Here is a 16,153-nt window from a genome sequence, read left to right on the forward strand (position 1 = left end):
AGGCCGCACGAGCGGCGAGGGAGGACCATGTCGAGCGACGAGACGCCGAACGCACCGGTGCCGGACGAGGCCCCGAAGGGCCACCCGGTCGACCCGGCTCAGGCGCGGCACGGTCGCGAGGCGGCCGAGTCGGCCGCCGACGTGAGCCGTCGCGAGGCGCTGCGCGAGAAGGCGAAGCAGGTGTCCGCGCGGCAGAGCCGGCGTCGTGTGCTCACGCGGGTCGGGATCGGTGTCGGTGCGCTCGCGATCGTGGGGGCCGCCGCGTTCGCGATCACCAACACCGTCGTTCCCGAGGTGACCTCGGAGACGCGGGTGCCTGCGGGGTTCGTCGATGGCGGTTTCACGGTGAACGGGCGCGACGTCACGGCGATGATCGATTCGGCCGACGCCACCCCGACCCCGACCCCGACGCCCACCCAGGAGCCGGAGGCCGAGGAGACGCCGGCGGCCGAGCCCGTCCAGATCCGCGTGTACGTCGACTATCTCTCCGCCGAATCGGGGGAGTTCGAGCGTGCGAACGCCGCCCGTCTGGCGCGTTGGGTGGAGGGCGGGGACGTCACGCTCAGCTACCACCCCGTGGCGCTGCTGACTCCGAAGTCCAACGGCACGAAGTACTCGCAGCGCGCGGTCGCGGCGGCGGCCTGCGTCGCCACGCACGCACCCGAGGCCTTCCCGTCGTTCAACCACGCCCTCCTGCTGGACCAGCCCGAGCCCGGTACCGCGGGCTACACCGACGAGCAGCTCGCCGACCTAGCGGTCGCCTCCGGCGCCACCAACGAGCGCAACGTGCGCGAGTGCATCGAGCTGGCCCCATACCTGGACTGGGCGCGGCAGACGACGAACGAGGCCCTCGACGGAGCGCTGCCGGGAACCGATGGCGTCACGCTCGCGGGTGCCCCGCTGATCCTCGTCGACGGCGAGGCCTACGTCGGCTCGCTCGACGACCCCGCCGAGTTCACGCAGTTCGTGCTCACGGTGGAGAGCGACGCCTACCTGTCGACCCCGTCGCCCACGCCGACGCCCTCGGGCAGCGCCACACCCGCGGAGTGAGCCCGGGCGGGCAGCGGCGGGCCACGCCCTAGGATGGAACGCGCGCCGGCTTAGCTCAGTTGGTAGAGCACCGCTCTTGTAAAGCGGGGGTCGTGGGTTCGAGCCCCTCAGCCGGCACCGAAGGGTCTCGCGCGACGTTCCGCCTGCGCACGCAGGCGCGTCGGGTCGATGGGCGAGCGAACTCTCGACGCCGCACCGCGATGACGGCCGGTGACGGGAAGAGTGTCGCCGAACCGCTACGCTTCGAGCGGCATGGCATGTGCCGTGAGTCGCGTCAGGAGAACAACACGTGTACGACCCCCGCCCGGGCAACCCCATCGCTTCCCGTTCCCGCCGGGGGATGAAGACCTCCCTGCGGCGCGCCGCCGCCGCGCTCGCGTCCGCCGGCGCCATCGTCGCCTCTCTGCTCGTGGCGACGCCGGCCAGCGCGGCGCCCTTCAGCGATGCGGAGGCCATGGTCTACCTGGCGCAGGCGTCACCCACCCAGCTCTCGGGCGGGTCGCAGCTGAGCGGCGAACTGCGCTTCCAGAACATCGGTGGGCCTGCCGCCATCACGTATAACGCGGTCGGCTACAACGAGCAGGACAACTTCATCTACGGCGTGGGTAACGGGTACATCATCCGCATCCACAGCAACGGTGCGGTGCAGAACGTCAAGGCGGCCGCCGTCGCGGCGCACGTGGGGGCCTTCCGCGCCTCGACGGCAGAGTTCTGGTACACGAACGGGGCGCGCCTGTTCCGCACCAACCTGGCTGTGGCGGGCAGTGCGAGCACGGAGGTGGCGCTCTCACGTAACTTCCCGGCGGCCGACTTCACCTGGGCGGGCGGGTACTTCTGGGGCATGGGTGGCGGTCAGATCCACCGGCTGTCGACCACCGGTGTGGTCACCAGCTTCCCGGCGCCGGCGCGTCTCAGCGGCTACAACGCCGGCGGCGCGTGGACGTACGGGAATGGCAATCTCGGCTTCACCGACAACGCCACCGGCGACATCTCGCAGGTGCGCGTGACCAACCCGGCCGCGGCCACTCCTACGTTCACGGTCGTCTCGGTGATCTCCGGACCGCCGTCGTCGAACAACGACGCGACGTCGTCGATGGGTTCTCCCGCCGATCTCGCCATCTCGAAGCGTTTCGCGCAGGACCGGGTGAAGCCGGGAGGCGATGCGAGCTTCGCCCTCACGATCACCAACAACGGCGCGGGTGTCTCCTCCGGTTTCACCGTGAGCGACCGCCTGCCCGGGGCGCTCACCGGCCTCGAGCTTCCCGCGGGCTGCTCGGTCAGCGCGGGGCAGCTCACCTGCAGCGGTGGCCGACTGGAGGTGGGCGCGAGCGTCACCTTCACGATCGGCGCCCGCATCGCCGCGAATGCGACGAGCGGGAGCATCCAGAACACGGCGACCGTGCTCGGCAACGAGTCCGACGCGATCGCCGCCAACAACACCGCCTCCGACAGCATCACCGTCGAGCTTTCGACGCTCACGATCGTCAAGACCGGCGAACTCGACGACGTCAACGGCAACGGCGTGCCGGACGTCGGCGAGATGATCCGCTACGGGTTCGCCGTGTCCAATCCGGGTACGACCGACCTCACGGGCGTTGCGGTCACCGATCCTCGTGCGGTGGACCTCTCGCCCTCCGCGGTCGATCTGGCGGCAGGGGGAACGACACGCTTCACCGGGTCGCGAACCGTCACGCAGGCCGACATCGACTCGGGATCCGTCGACAACACCGCCACCGCTTCCGGCACCGACGATTTCGGCGACGTCATCACCAGCGCCCCGTCGAGCTGGTCCGTGGCCGCACCCCCCGAGCCGGCCCTGGAGGCCATCAAGTCCGCCGAGCTCGTCGACGCGAACGGCAACGGGGCCGCCGACGAGAACGAGACGATCCGCTATGTCGTCACCGTGACGAACACCGGGAACGTCACCCTCGACGCCGTCTCGGTGGAGGACGCCATCGTGACGCTGACCCCGGAGCGCGTCACGCTCGCTCCCGGCGCGTCGCAGGACTACGCGGGGGAGTACCTCGTCAGCGCGCAGGACGTCGCGAACGGGCAGGTGCGCAACACGGCGACCGCGAGCGGCACGTCTCCAGACGGCGCGACGGTGCAGTCACCGCCAAGCTCCACGGTGACACCGACGGCCGACATCGGACTCACCCTCGTCAAGTCGGGCGAATTCGAGGACACCAACGGCAACGGGCTTCTCGATGGCGGAGAGCGCATCCAGTACTCCTTCGTCGTCACGAACACGGGCAACGTGGACATCCGCGAGGTGACCGTCGAGGACCCCCGGGTGACCGGCATCACCCCGGCCTCCGCCGACATCCCCGCCGGGGAACAGGTCATCTTCACCGCCGACCCGTACGTCGTCACGGACGAGGATGTCCAGAACACCCGCGTGGTGAATGAGGCGACGGCTTCCGGCATGCCCCTGGGAGGAGCTGAGCGGATCGAGACCGATCCGTCCTCGGTCACCATCCCGACCGTCGATCCGGTCGCGAGCTGGGTGCTGGACAAGCGCGCCGACCTGGAGGACGTCAACGGGAACGGCCTCGCCGATGCGGGCGAGATCATCCGCTACTCGTTCCTCGCCACCAACACGGGCACCCTCACTCTGACCGACGTGGCCGTCGACGACCCGAAGGTCACCGGCATCTCGCCCGTGAGCGCACGGCTCATCCCCGGGCAGCGCGTGCTGTTCACCGCCGACCCGTACACGGTGACGCAGGCGGACGTCGACAGCGGCGCGGTGGAGAACGAGGCGACGGGAACCGGCCGGGCGCCGGATGGCGCGGAGATCATCCCGCCGCCGTCGGCGACCGTCGTCGACGTACCGCAGGCGGCCCCCGCCCTGCGTGCCGTCAAATCGGGCCAGCTGGCGGACGCCAACGGCAACGGCGTGGCCGACGCCGGTGAGGTGATCGACTATGCCGTGGTCGTCACGAACTCCGGAAACGTCACCCTCTCCGACGTGTCCGTCGACGACCCGAAGGCCGGGGCCATGGCCCCGGTGAGCGTGGCGTCTCTGGCGCCGCGGGAATCGGTCCGCTTCACCGCGTCGCCCTACATCGTCACGGAGGAGGACGTCGCGACCGGGGTCGTGCGGAACACCGCCACCGCGGCCGGTACGGCACCCGACTCGGCGCGGGTGCAGTCGCCGCCCAGCAGCACGGAGGTCGAGACCGTGCGGCCCGGCCTCACTCTCGGCAAGAGCGCAGAGCTCTCCGACGCCAACGGCAACGGCGTGGCCGATGTCGGCGAGACGATCACCTACACCTTCGAGGCGACGAACACCGGCAACACGCGCCTGGAAGACGTCGCCGTCGACGATCCCCGTGTGGAGGGCGTGCAGCCCGCCTCGGCCCGGATCGACGCCGGGCGCACCCAGCTGTTCGTGTCGGCACCGTACACGGTGACCGAGGAGGACATCCTCGCCGGCGGTGACATCGTCAACACGGCCACCGCCACGGGCACCGTGCCGGGCGGCGCGGCGATCACCACCCCGCCCGCGTCGGCGGCCGTGGCCGCCGCCGACGTGGCGGAGGGACTGGTGCTCGAGAAGAACGGCCTGCTCGACGACGCGAACGGCAACGGCGTCGCCGACCTCGGCGAGACTGTCGCCTACGTGTTCGTCGCGACGAACACGGGCAACGTGACGCTGCGCGGCGTCAGCGTGACGGATGACCGCGTCTCCTCGATCAGCCCCGTCTCGGCCGATATCGCCCCCGGCGCGTCCGAGACCTTCGCGGCGGAGGCGTACCGCGTCTCGCAGGCCGACATCGACGCCGGACGCCTCGTCAACGTCGCCACGGCCGCGGGGCGCGCACCGAGCGGGAACACGGTCGGCTCCGAGCGCGCCACGCACTCCCTGCCCGTCAGCGATCCCGTCGCCGCGCTCGTGACCGACAAGCGGGCCGAACTCGTGGATGGCAACGGCAATGCCGTCGCCGACGAGGGGGAGAGCATCCGCTACACCATCGTGGTGACCAACCGCGGCAACGTCACGCTGCACGATGTGCGTGCCCACGACGCGATGCTCACCGGTCTCACGCCGGCGAGCATCGACTCCCTTGCCCCGGGTGCTGAGGCCGTGTTCACCGCCGATCCCTACGTCGTCACCCGTGCGGATGTGGACCGGGGAGTCATCCTGAACTCGGCGCGCGCCACCGGGAGCACTCCGAGCGGCGGCGAGACGCAGTCGCCGCCGGCGACGGTGTCCACGCCGACGGTCGATCCGGGCATGCTGATGAAGAAGCTCGCGACCCTGGAAGACCTCAACGGCAACGGCATGGCGGATCTCGGGGAGCGGATCACCTACGCGTTCGCGGTGACCAACACGGGCAACACCCGCATCGAGAACGTCTCGATCGACGACCCTCGGGTGGTCCGGATCGCTCCGGCATCCGCGACGCTCCTGGTGGGGGAGCAGGTCGTCTTCACTGCCGACCCCTACCTCGTGACCGAGGACGACATCGTGGCGGGCGAGATCACGAACACCGCCACCGCGACAGGGTCACTCCCCGGCGGCGGGGAGATCACCACGCCGCCCTCGACGGTGAGCGTGTCCCCGGCACCCGTCTCCACGCAGCTCGCGGTTGACAAGGAGGCGGCGCCGCACGACGCCGACGGCGACGGGGTGCTCGAGCAGGGGGAGTCCATCTCGTACCGCATCACCGTCACGAACACGGGCAACGTCACTCTCACGGACGTGGCGATCGTCGACGCCAAGCTCGCCGGCCTCACACCGTCGCGCCTCGCGTCGCTCGCGCCCGGGGCGTCGGTCACGGCCACCGCCGACGCATATGTCGTCACCGCCGCGGATGCCGCCCGGGGCAGCGTCGAGAACCAGGCCGCCGCAACCGCAACCGGGCCGAGCGGAGAGCCGGTCCAGGGCCGCTCCGAGATCGTGCGGACGTACACGGGCGGGCTGGCCGCCACCGGGGTCGACGGAGCACCGATCGTCGTGCTCGGCGCGGCGGCGTTGCTGCTCGCCTTCGGCGCGGCGCTCATCGCGGGCATGCGTCGACGGGCGCGGCTGCGGTAGGGCGCACGTTCGGGGCGGTGAGGTGCACCGGCATCCGGGCGTACCGGCGTAACCGGCGGGATCATCGCCCCACGCCGGTGAGTCCCCGGTCGGCATCGCGGTGCTCAGCGCCGGTCGGTCTCCCACCCGGGGCCGGCCGATCCCGCCGCATACTCCTCGAGCGGCACGCTCCCGTCGCGCCAGGCGGCGATCACCGGCTCGACGATGCGCCACGACTCCTCGGCAACGTCGCCGCGCACCGACAGCAACGGGTCGCCGTCGAGGATCCCCTTGAGCACCTGGCCGTACGGCAGGAGGTGACCGGGCTTCTGCTCGGTGGTGAGCACGCTCTGCTCGAGGGCGAAGACGTCGCCGCTGCCGTTCATCGTCACCGCGAGCGCGACGTCGCCCGTCATCAGATCCATCGTGATCCTGTCGGGCTTCGGCGTGCCCGTGAGCCCCTCGATGGGCTCCACGGGGCGCATCCGCACGGTCACGGTGGTCCGATCCTCGGCGAGCGCCTTCCCGGAGCGCAGGACGAACGGCACGCCGCGCCATCGGGGCGTGTCGATCTCGCACACGATCTCTGCAAGCGTCTCGGTCTGGCGGCTCGCGTCCACACCCTGCTCGTCCACATACGACGGCAGTTCACGGGACCCTACACGCCCCGCGCTGTACCGCGCGCGGCGGCTGGAGGCGACGGCGTCGCCGCCGCGCACACGCGTGCTGCGCAGCACCTGCGCGATGTTCGAGCGCAGCTCCACCTCGTCCAGGCGGGGGATCGGCTCCATGGCGAGGAGTGCCATGACCTCCAACAGGTGGCTCTGCAGCATGTCGATCAGGGCGCCCGTGGCGTCGTAGTAGCCTCCGCGCCCCTCCAGGCCCAGCGTCTCGTCGAAGACGATCTCCACTCCCTCGACGCTCTCGCGCTGCCACGCGCCCTCGAACATCCGGTTGGCGAACCGCATCCCGAGGATGTTCAGCACCATCGACATGCCGAGGAAATGGTCGATCCGGTAGATCTGCGTCTCGGGCACCAGCCGCGTCAGCAGACGGTTGAGTCGGCGCGCCGAGGCCTGGTCGGTGCCGAACGGCTTCTCGAGTGCCAGCCGGGTGTCGTCGGGCAGGTCCACCTCGCGCAGCGCCTCGCACGCCGCGATCGTGACGCTCGGCGGCAACGCGAAGTAGATCACGGGGGTATGACGGCAGGCGGCGAGCACCCGCCGCAGGTCTTCCGCGCTCGTCGCATCGGCGCGGATGTAGACCGCCGAGTCGAGCAGGTCGGGCGGGGCGTCGCCGCCGTCCTCCACCCTCGCGAAGCTCTCGGAGACGAGCCGCCGCCACTCGTCGTCGGTGCTCTCGCCGGTGCTGGCGCCGATCACCTGCACGTCGTAGTCGTGGCGCATCAGCAGGCTGGCCAGGCCGGGCAGCAGCAGCCGCTCGGTCAGGTCGCCGCCGGCGCCCAGGATCACCACGCTCGCGCTCGGTCTGCCCATGCCCCGAGGCTAGCCGCGCCCGCCGGCGCCCGTCGAGGGCGGGACGGACGCGCGGCGGGGCGGGCGTAGGCTGGATCGGTGACCGTCGCTCCACCCGCCGCCCGTTCCTGGTTGCCGGCGGTGCTGGCGATCGGCGGCGCCGTGGCCGTGGGCGTGCTGGCCGCGCTGCAGGCCCGCGTGAATGCCCAGCTCGGCGTTGCGCTCGACGACGGTCTCGTCGCCGCCGTCATCTCCTTCGGCAGCGGTCTGGCGATCCTCGTCGTGCTCAGCGCCCTGCTGCCCGCCGGGCGCTCGGGCATCCGCTCGCTCATCGCGGCCATCCGGTCGGGCAAGGCCCCGTGGTGGATGCTCGTCGGCGGCGCCGCCGGGGCGCTCACCGTGGCGACGCAGGGCCTCACCGTGGCCATCATCGGCGTCTCGCTCTTCACGGTCGGCATGGTGGCGGGCCAGACGCTGATCGGCATCGTCGTGGATCGGGTCGGCTACGGGCCGGCGGGGGTCACGGCGGTCACCGTGCCGCGTGTGGTCGGCGCGGCGCTCGCGCTCGCGGCCGTCGCGTTCTCGCTCGGCGGCGACGCCATCACGCGCGCGCCGCTGTGGATGCTGGTGCTGCCGCTGCTCGTCGGCTTCGCTGTGGCGTGGCAGCAGGCCACCAACGGACGGCTGCGGGCGGCCGTCGGGTCCGCGCTGGCGGCCACGACCGTGAACTTCGTCGGGGGCACCGCCGTGCTCGCCATCGCGGCGCTCATCCACGTGGCCGTCGTCGGCGCACCGGATCCGCTGCCCGGCGAGCCGTGGCTGTACGTGGGCGGGCTGATCGGCTGCGTCTACATCTTCATGAGCGCGGCGCTGGTTGCCCGGACGGGCGTGCTGCTGTTCGGCCTGGCCTCGGTGCTCGGCCAACTCGTCGGGTCGGTGGTGCTCGACGCGATCTGGCCGCCCGTGGCGCCCGCCGCGGCGTGGCAGTCCGCCACCACGGTGGCGCTCGCGTCCATCGGCGTCGCGATCGCCGCGGTGCGCTGGCGCCGTCGGCGCCCGGCCGCCGTCGACGCTACTGCGGCAGCCGACTGAGGAACTCCTCGGGATCCACCGTCTTGCGGTGACCGCCGCGTTCGTCCTCAGGCTTGCCGCCCACATACAGCCACCCCAGCAGGCGCTCGTCCTTCGCGAGGCGATGCGCCTTCGCGACGGGCTTGCTGCGAGTGTAGCGGCCGGTACGCCAGATGACGCCCCAGCCGGCCTCATCCAGCAGCAGGCTCAGCGTGTGGGCGACCCCCGAGGCGACGGCCTCCTGCTCCCACGCGGGCACCTTCTCACTGGGCCGGATGCACGCGACGATGGCGATCAGCAGCGGCGCACGCAGCGGCTTTGACGACGGTTCGTCGTCGCCCTGCGCCTTCGCGATGGCGCGTCCGAGCCGCTCGCGGTCCGCGCCGCGCAACTCGATGAGCCGCCACGGCCGCAGCCCGGAGTGATCCGCCACGCGCGCCGCCGCCGCGACGAGGTCGAGCAGCTCCTCGCGGGTGGGTGCGACGTCGGTCACCTTCGAGTACGAGCGGCGCGCGCGCACCGCATCCCGCGCCGGGTGCGGGGTGCGGGCGTCGGAAACGCTCACGACTCCGGCGTGAAGTCCAGGGCGATGGAGTTCATGCAGTAGCGGTCGCCGGTGGGGGTGCCGAAGCCATCGGGGAACACGTGGCCGAGGTGCGAGCCGCACTTGGCGCAGCGCACCTCGGTGCGCACCATGCCGTGGCTGGTGTCCTCGAGCAGTTCGACGGCCTCGGGGCGCACGGACTCGTAGAAGCTCGGCCAGCCGCAGTGCGAGTCGAACTTCGTGCCGCTCACGAACAGCTCGTTGCCGCACGCCGCGCACGTGTAGATGCCGGCGCGCTCCTCGTCCAGCAGCTCGCCCGTCCACGGGCGCTCGGTGGCGGCCTCACGCAGGACGGCGTACCGGTCCTCGCCGAGCTCGTTACGCCACTCGTCCTCGGACTTCTGCACTTCATAGGCCATGTCTCCAGGGTACGCGGATCGGGGTGCGCCGGCGCGGGTCGCGGGCGTGCGGGCAGACTGGGGGCATGGACTCCGAGGTCGCCGCCGTGCGCGAGCGTTACGCCCGCTTCGCGCGCGATGAGGCCCCCGGGCGCAGCGCGCTGTACGCGGAATGGGCGGCGGGCGTGGCCCGCGACCGCGACATCGCGGCGCTGCTCGCGCGTCTGGACCCGCCCCATCGCCAGCCGCCGCTCGTGTTCGCGGTCACCCGCCTGCTCGGTGCCGAGGAGGGCGACTACGACCGGTGGGCAGCGTTCGTGCGATCGCACGCCGATCTCGTCGTCGCGGAGTGTGCCGCGCGGTCCGTGCAGACCAACGAGCCGGGACGCTGCGCGCCGCTGGTGTACGCCCTGCAACGGGTGCGCGGGCCGATCGCGCTCCTCGAGGTGGGCGCCTCGGCCGGCCTGTGCCTCTACCCCGACCGCTATGCGTATCGCTTCCGAGGCGACGACGGATCGGTGCGTGAGCTGGGGGCGGGAGCTCCCGTCGTGCTCGAGTGCGCCCTGCGCGGCAACACCCCCGTGCCCACCATCCTGCCGGAGGTCGTGTGGCGCGCCGGGGTCGATCCGGCCCCCCGCCACCCGACGCGTCCCGACGATCGGGCCTGGATCAGGGGGCTCGTCTGGCCAGGAGAGAGCGGCCGGGCCGCGCGCATCGACGCGGCCCTCGACGTCGCGGCCGCAGATCCGCCGCTCCTCGTCGCGGCCGACGCCAGTGCGCCCCGCGTGCTCGAGGCACTGGCGGCGCAGGCGCCGCCGGAGGCCACGCTCGTCGTGACGACGCCCGGTGTCCTGCCGCACGTGCCGCGCGCCGCACGCGAGCGCCTGATCGCGATCATCCGCTCGCTGGATGCACGCTGGATCACGCTGGACGCACCCGCCCTTCACGACGCGTGGACGCGGCCGCCCGAGCCGGTCGGCTGGGATGGCTTCGCGCTGGCGCTGGATGGCGACATCATCGCGGCCGCCGACCCGCTCGGCGCGTGGATCGCAGCCCGCACGGCGCAGGATTCCGGCGCGCGCGGTGTGCCTCCCGGGGGCGCGCGCTCCTCGTCCTAGCGTGAAGGTGTGGCCCTGACCGAGACCGATCGCGCAATCCTCGCCTTCGAGGCGGAATGGACGAGGCACGCAGGCGCCAAGGAGGAGGCGATCCGCGCCACCCTCGGCATGACGCCCGCCCGCTATTACCAGGTGCTCGGCCGCCTCATCGACACCGCCGACGCACTCGAGCACGACCCGCTTCTCGTCAAGCGCCTGCGCCGGGTGCGCGACGAACGTCTTGCGCGCCGCGCCGCCCTGCACGCCTGAACCGGGCCGCGGTCGCCCGCCGTTCAGAATCGCCGGAGAGGTGCCCGGTAGCATCGTCGGGTGCCGAACGAGACGTACCCCCGCGACCGCTTCGACGACATCCCTCGTCAGCGCGACCGCATCGGCGCGCACCGCGCCGAGAACCCCCGCATGCGCGTCGGCGTCGCGCTGCTGTGGGCGGGAGTGGCGGCCGTGGTGCTGTTCTGCGCCGGCGTCGTGACGTTCCTCGCCCTGTCGCAGCAACAGGATGTCGTCGCGGAGCCGGAGCCGGAGCCGTCGGTCGCTGCGGTCGTCGACACGTCCTACGAGGTGCTCATCCTGAACGGGACCTCGTCCCAGGGCGCCGAGGTGCGCGCCGAGGAACAACTCGTCGCCGCCGGCTGGAACGGCGACGACGTCTCGGCAGGCGCCTCGAGCGCCACGGACATCCCCGAGACGGTCGTCTATTACGCCGCGCCGGAACACGAGGCCGCCGCGGCGGGCGTGGCGGAGGCGCTGGGCGGGGGGCGACTGCAGGAGAGCACCGCCTACGTCTCGGACCCGGCCACGAAGATCGTCACCGTGGTCCTCGGCCTGGATCGTGTTTCCGCCGGGTAAACGTTCCGAATCGCGCGTGTCAAACCTCTCCTGAACGCGTTCCGGCGGGTGGTTCCGCTGGCTACGCTGGCGCTGTCGATTCCCCGCAGCACCAGGAGAGCTCCCGCATGACCCAGGGCACCGTCAAGTGGTTCAACGCCGAGAAGGGGTACGGGTTCATCACCGTCTCCGACGGCAGCCAGGACGTCTTCGTCCACTATTCGAACATCGAGATGAGCGGCTTCCGCGTGCTCGAGGAGGGGCAGGCGGTGGAGTTCACCGTCGGCGCCGGGCAGAAGGGCCCGCAGGCGGAGGCCGTCCGCCCGCTCTGACGTCCTCGAGCGCCCCGCCTCTCTGACGGTGGGTGAACGCCCCGGGATCCTCCCGGGGCGTTCGTGCGCGTGCGGCCCCGGCCGGCACGCGCGGGCGCGCTCACGGGCGGTGCGGACGCGTGCGCGGCGCGGCACCGGAGGGCGCGTTGCGCGGCTTGCACTCCCTGGGGTCGAGTGCCAGAATGGCGTTAGCACTCGCAGGATTTGAGTGCTAAACCCATACGCCTACGTCCGGGAGGGACGACACACACATGGCAAAGATGATCGCTTTCGACGAGGAGGCCCGTCGCGGCCTCGAGCGCGGCCTCAACCAGCTGGCCGACGCCGTCAAGGTGACGCTCGGCCCGCGCGGTCGCAACGTCGTGCTCGAGAAGAAGTGGGGCGCTCCCACCATCACGAACGACGGCGTGTCGATCGCCAAGGAGATCGAGCTCGACGACCCGTACGAGAAGATCGGCGCCGAGCTCGTCAAGGAGGTCGCGAAGAAGACCGACGACGTCGCGGGTGACGGCACGACGACGGCGACCGTCCTCGCCCAGGCGCTCGTGCGCGAGGGCCTGCGCAACGTCGCGGCCGGTGCCGACCCGATCAGCCTGAAGCGCGGCATCGAGAAGGCCGTCGCGGCGGTCACGGACGAGCTGCTCGCGAACGCCAAGGAGGTCGAGTCCAAGGACCAGATCGGCGCCACGGCGTCGATCTCGGCGGCCGACCCGGAGATCGGTGCGCTCATCGCCGAGGCCATCGACAAGGTCGGCAAGGAGGGCGTCGTCACGGTCGAGGAGGCCCAGGCGTTCGGCACCGAGCTCGAGCTCACCGAGGGCATGCGCTTCGACAAGGGCTACCTGAACCCCTACTTCGTCACGGACCCCGAGCGCCAGGAGGCGGTCTTCGAGGACCCGTACATCCTCATCGCCAACCAGAAGATCTCGAACATCAAGGATCTTCTGCCGGTCGTCGACAAGGTGATCCAGGCGGGCAAGGAGCTCGTCATCATCGCCGAGGACGTCGAGGGTGAGGCCCTGGCCACGCTCGTGCTCAACAAGATCCGCGGCATCTTCAAGTCGGTCGCCGTCAAGGCTCCCGGCTTCGGCGACCGCCGCAAGGCCCAGCTGCAGGACATCGCGATCCTCACGGGCGGCCAGGTCATCACGGAGGAGGTCGGCCTCAAGCTCGAGAACACCGAGCTCGACCTGCTCGGCCGCGCGCGCAAGGTCATCGTCACGAAGGACGAGACGACGATCGTCGAGGGCGCCGGTGACCAGGCTCAGATCGAGGGTCGCGTGACCCAGATCCGCCGTGAGATCGAGAACACCGACAGCGACTACGACCGCGAGAAGCTCCAGGAGCGTCTCGCCAAGCTCGCCGGCGGCGTCGCCGTCATCAAGGCGGGTGCCGCGACCGAGGTCGAGCTGAAGGAGCGCAAGCACCGCATCGAGGACGCCGTGCGCAACGCCAAGGCCGCCGTCGAGGAGGGCATCGTCCCCGGTGGTGGCGTGGCCCTGCTGCAGGCCGCCGCGACCGCGTTCGACAAGCTCTCGCTGACGGGTGACGAGGCGACCGGTGCCACGATCGTCCGCATCGCGATCGAGGCCCCGCTGAAGCAGATCGCCCTCAACGCCGGTCTCGAGCCGGGCGTCGTCGCGGCCAAGGTCGCCGAGCTGCCCTCGGGCCAGGGCCTCAACGCCGCCACCGGTGAGTACGTCGACATGTTCGAGGCGGGCATCATCGACCCGGCCAAGGTGACGCGCTCGGCGCTGCAGAACGCCGCGTCGATCGCCGGTCTGTTCCTCACCACCGAGGCCGTCGTCGCCGACAAGCCGGAGAAGACCCCGGCCGCCCCGGCAGACCCCTCGGGCGGTATGGACTTCTGATCACGGCGGGACTCGGCGCCGCTACGCGGCGCCGAGTCCCTCACGGATCGGCGCGCGACCCCCGCAGGGCCCGCGTGCACGTCCGACGGCATGCGTGTCGCCTGAACGAACGGCCCCTCCTCGGAGGGGCCGTTCGTCGTCTCCGGTTGCCGGGGATCAGCGGAACATCGCCATCGCCGCGTGCTCGGTGTCTGCGTAGTGCGTGCCTGCGGCGCGCAGCGACTCGCCGAGCGCCGCGAGGGCCTGCTCCACCTGCGCCTGCACGGCGCGCCACTCCTCGGCGCTGGCTTGGAAGGCGCCGGCGGCCATCCCGGTCCAGGAGCCCTGCAGGTCACGAAGCTGCGCCTGGAGCGTGGCGGTCTCGGCCTGCAGACGACCGACGGTGCCGCCGACGGCGGCGGCCTTCTCCATGACGATGTCGCTGTCGACGGTATAGACGGGCATCGGATCCTCCTCGTTCGCTTGTATGACGGGTCCGGTCTCGACGCTAGGAGCGCCGCCGGGGTGCTCGCCGATCGGGTCGGGATCGGTGGACGCGACGGGCAGATCCGCGGACTGTGAGGGAACCCGCGCCGCCGCCCGGACGCGCTCGGCGTCCTGCGTGACGGGCAAGCCTGCGCGCCGACGCCGCAGCGGCGACGAGCCGCGGCGCACGGCGGTCCCGCGCCGCGTCGGGTCGACGCGGGAGCCGTAGGCTGGATCAGTGGCCAAACTGTACTTCCGATACGGCGCGATGAACTCCGGGAAGTCCACCGCGCTGTTGCAGGCGGCCTACAACTACGAGGAGCGTGGACAGGCCGTCCTGCTCGCCAAGCCCGCGATCGACACGAAGGGCGCCGACCAGATCGAATCGCGCCTGGGCGTGACTCGGCAGGTGGACTTCCTGATCGCGCCCGACGCCGACGCGCGCACCCTTTTCCGCGCTCACCGCGATCGGCTTCGCGGCGAGGCGGCGCGCGCCCTCATCCCGGACCGGCCCCGGGACGTCGCGTGCCTGCTCGTGGACGAGGCGCAGTTCCTCACCGCGGCGCAGGTGGACGACCTGTTCCGCATCGCGGTCGAGGACGGCATCCCGGTGATGGCCTACGGCATCCGCACCGACTTCCGCACCGCCGCGTTCCCGGGATCCGCCCGGCTCCTCGAGATCGCCCATTCCCTCGAGGAGCTCAAGACGATCTGCCGGTGCGGGCGCAAGGCGCTGTTCAACGGACGCGTGGTCGGCGGGCGGTTCGTCTTCGACGGCGATCAGGTGGCGATCGATGCCGCGACCGCCGCCGTGCGCGACGACCACTTCGTCACCTACGAGTCCCTGTGCGGTTCGTGCTATCTGGAGGAGTCCGGCGGAACGCTCGCGCCGCGCTGAGCGCCCCGCGACCCGCCGCAGCGCGCCGTAGGCTGGGAACATGCGAGTACTCCTTGCCGGCGGTGCCGGATACGTCGGGACCCACACTGCGATCGCCCTGCTCGAGGCCGGGCACGAGGCGGTGCTGCTGGACGACCTCACGAACACCAGCGGGATCGTCACGGAGCGGATCCACCAGATCACCGGAAAGCGCGCGCCGCTGGTGGCCGGCAGCGCAGCGCAGATTGAGGATGTCGAGCGTGCTTTCGACGAGCACGGGCCTTTCGACTCGATCATGCACTTCGCGGCCAAGAAGGCCGTGGGCGAGTCGGTGCAGAAGCCGCTGCAGTACTACCGCAACAACCTCGACACCACCTACACCCTGCTGAAGGTCGGCATGGAGCGGGGCATCTCGTCGTTCATCTTCTCCAGTACGGGCACGGTGTACTCCGACCCGGCCGATCTGCCGTTCACGGAGGAGGCCACCCGTGATCTCGTGCGCCTCTCGAACCCGTACTCGAAGTCGAAGCTCATGAACGAGGTCGTTCTCGAGGACGTGCAGCGGGTCAACCCCGAGCTGAACGTCACGCTGCTGCGCTACTTCAATCCCGTCGGTGCCCACGAGTCCGGGCTTGTCGGTGAGGACCCCAAGGGCATCCCGAACAACCTCATGCCGTTCGTCGCGCGCGTGGCGGTCGGCGCGCTACCCGAGATCAACGTGTTCGGCAGCGACTACGACACCCCGGACGGCACGGGCCTTCGGGACTACATCCACGTGGTCGACCTGGCCGAGGGGCACGTCGCGGCGCTGGAGAAGGCCAAGCCCGGCCTGGCCGCCTACAACCTGGGCACCGGCCGCCCCGTGAGCGTGCTGGAGCTGATCACGTCGTTCGAGAAGGCCGTGGGGCGTGAGCTGCCGAAGGTGATGGCCGACCGCCGACCCGGCGACCTCGCCGCGACCTACTGCGACCCGTCGAAGGCCGAGCGCGAACTCGGCTGGACGGCGACGCGCACCATCGATGACATGACGCGCGACGTCTGGAACTGGCAGCAGCGCAACCCCCGGGGATACGAGGGGTGAGACGAAAGAGGGCACCGGCGAGC

Annotated in this window: 14 protein-coding genes and 1 tRNA gene; 11 read left to right on the plus strand and 4 right to left on the minus strand. The window is 71.2% G+C overall.

The features are described 5' to 3' along the window. Positions 1-27: 27 nt before the first annotated feature. The 3 genes from N8N77_RS07525 (at position 28) to N8N77_RS07535 (ending at position 6,094) form a co-directional block, all read left to right on the plus strand. Positions 28-1,050, plus strand: a complete 1,023-nt coding sequence (locus N8N77_RS07525) for a thioredoxin domain-containing protein (protein WP_261165950.1) — start codon at positions 28-30, stop codon at positions 1,048-1,050. Positions 1,051-1,094: 44 nt separating this feature from the next. Further along, positions 1,095-1,167, plus strand: a tRNA-Thr gene (locus N8N77_RS07530). Positions 1,168-1,390: 223 nt separating this feature from the next. After that, positions 1,391-6,094 (plus strand): DUF11 domain-containing protein, encoded by a 4,704-nt coding sequence (locus N8N77_RS07535; protein ID WP_261165952.1) that lies wholly within the window; start codon positions 1,391-1,393, stop codon positions 6,092-6,094. Positions 6,095-6,198: 104 nt separating this feature from the next. On the opposite strand, the gene N8N77_RS07540 is transcribed toward N8N77_RS07535, so the two are convergent. Next, positions 6,199-7,569, minus strand: a complete 1,371-nt coding sequence (locus N8N77_RS07540) for a glucose-6-phosphate dehydrogenase (protein WP_261165954.1) — start codon at positions 7,567-7,569, stop codon at positions 6,199-6,201. Between the two features lie 78 nt (positions 7,570-7,647). Here N8N77_RS07540 and N8N77_RS07545 point away from each other — a divergent pair, with 78 nt between their 5' ends. Next, complete coding sequence (locus N8N77_RS07545; RefSeq protein ID WP_261165956.1) at positions 7,648-8,640, plus strand: DMT family transporter; 993 nt, start codon at positions 7,648-7,650, stop codon at positions 8,638-8,640. Here N8N77_RS07545 and N8N77_RS07550 read toward each other — a convergent pair. Together N8N77_RS07550 and msrB are read right to left on the minus strand one after the other, a co-directional pair. Next, positions 8,621-9,184, minus strand: a complete 564-nt coding sequence (locus N8N77_RS07550; RefSeq protein WP_261165957.1) for a nitroreductase family protein — start codon at positions 9,182-9,184, stop codon at positions 8,621-8,623. The genes N8N77_RS07545 and N8N77_RS07550 overlap by 20 nt on opposite strands. After that, on the minus strand, positions 9,181-9,582 hold the full coding sequence (gene msrB, locus N8N77_RS07555; protein ID WP_261165959.1) for a peptide-methionine (R)-S-oxide reductase MsrB: 402 nt from the start codon (positions 9,580-9,582) through the stop codon (positions 9,181-9,183). Before msrB ends, N8N77_RS07550 begins: the two co-directional genes overlap by 4 nt. 65 nt (positions 9,583-9,647) lie before the next feature. Between msrB and N8N77_RS07560 the strand changes: the two genes are divergently transcribed. From N8N77_RS07560 to groL, 5 genes are all read left to right on the plus strand, one after another. Then, positions 9,648-10,679, plus strand: a complete 1,032-nt coding sequence (locus N8N77_RS07560; protein WP_261165961.1) for a DUF2332 domain-containing protein — start codon at positions 9,648-9,650, stop codon at positions 10,677-10,679. Between the two features lie 9 nt (positions 10,680-10,688). Next, positions 10,689-10,928, plus strand: coding sequence for a DUF3263 domain-containing protein (locus tag N8N77_RS07565; RefSeq protein ID WP_261165963.1), 240 nt, complete (start codon positions 10,689-10,691; stop codon positions 10,926-10,928). 60 nt (positions 10,929-10,988) lie between these two features. Further along, positions 10,989-11,525: a LytR C-terminal domain-containing protein gene (locus N8N77_RS07570; protein WP_261165965.1), complete on the plus strand. Its 537-nt coding sequence runs from the start codon at positions 10,989-10,991 to the stop codon at positions 11,523-11,525. 107 nt (positions 11,526-11,632) lie between these two features. Then, positions 11,633-11,836 (plus strand): cold-shock protein, encoded by a 204-nt coding sequence (locus N8N77_RS07575; RefSeq protein WP_261165967.1) that lies wholly within the window; start codon positions 11,633-11,635, stop codon positions 11,834-11,836. Between the two features lie 251 nt (positions 11,837-12,087). Further along, positions 12,088-13,707 carry a chaperonin GroEL gene (groL, locus tag N8N77_RS07580; RefSeq protein WP_261165969.1) on the plus strand — a complete coding sequence of 540 codons (1,620 nt, stop codon included), beginning with the start codon at positions 12,088-12,090 and terminating at the stop codon, positions 13,705-13,707. A gap of 156 nt (positions 13,708-13,863) precedes the next feature. Here the strand turns inward: groL and N8N77_RS07585 are convergent, their stop codons facing one another. Then, positions 13,864-14,151, minus strand: a complete 288-nt coding sequence (locus N8N77_RS07585; RefSeq protein ID WP_261165970.1) for a WXG100 family type VII secretion target — start codon at positions 14,149-14,151, stop codon at positions 13,864-13,866. Between the two features lie 259 nt (positions 14,152-14,410). Here N8N77_RS07585 and N8N77_RS07590 point away from each other — a divergent pair, with 259 nt between their 5' ends. Continuing rightward, on the plus strand, positions 14,411-15,070 hold the full coding sequence (locus N8N77_RS07590) for a thymidine kinase (RefSeq protein ID WP_261165972.1): 660 nt from the start codon (positions 14,411-14,413) through the stop codon (positions 15,068-15,070). A 40-nt stretch (positions 15,071-15,110) separates the two neighbouring features. Further along, positions 15,111-16,130, plus strand: coding sequence for a UDP-glucose 4-epimerase GalE (gene galE / locus N8N77_RS07595; RefSeq protein WP_261165974.1), 1,020 nt, complete (start codon positions 15,111-15,113; stop codon positions 16,128-16,130). The last annotated feature ends 23 nt before the right edge of the window (positions 16,131-16,153 follow it).

Source organism: Microbacterium sp. Marseille-Q6965 (assembly GCF_946151065.1).
Lineage (GTDB): Bacteria > Actinomycetota > Actinomycetes > Actinomycetales > Microbacteriaceae > Microbacterium.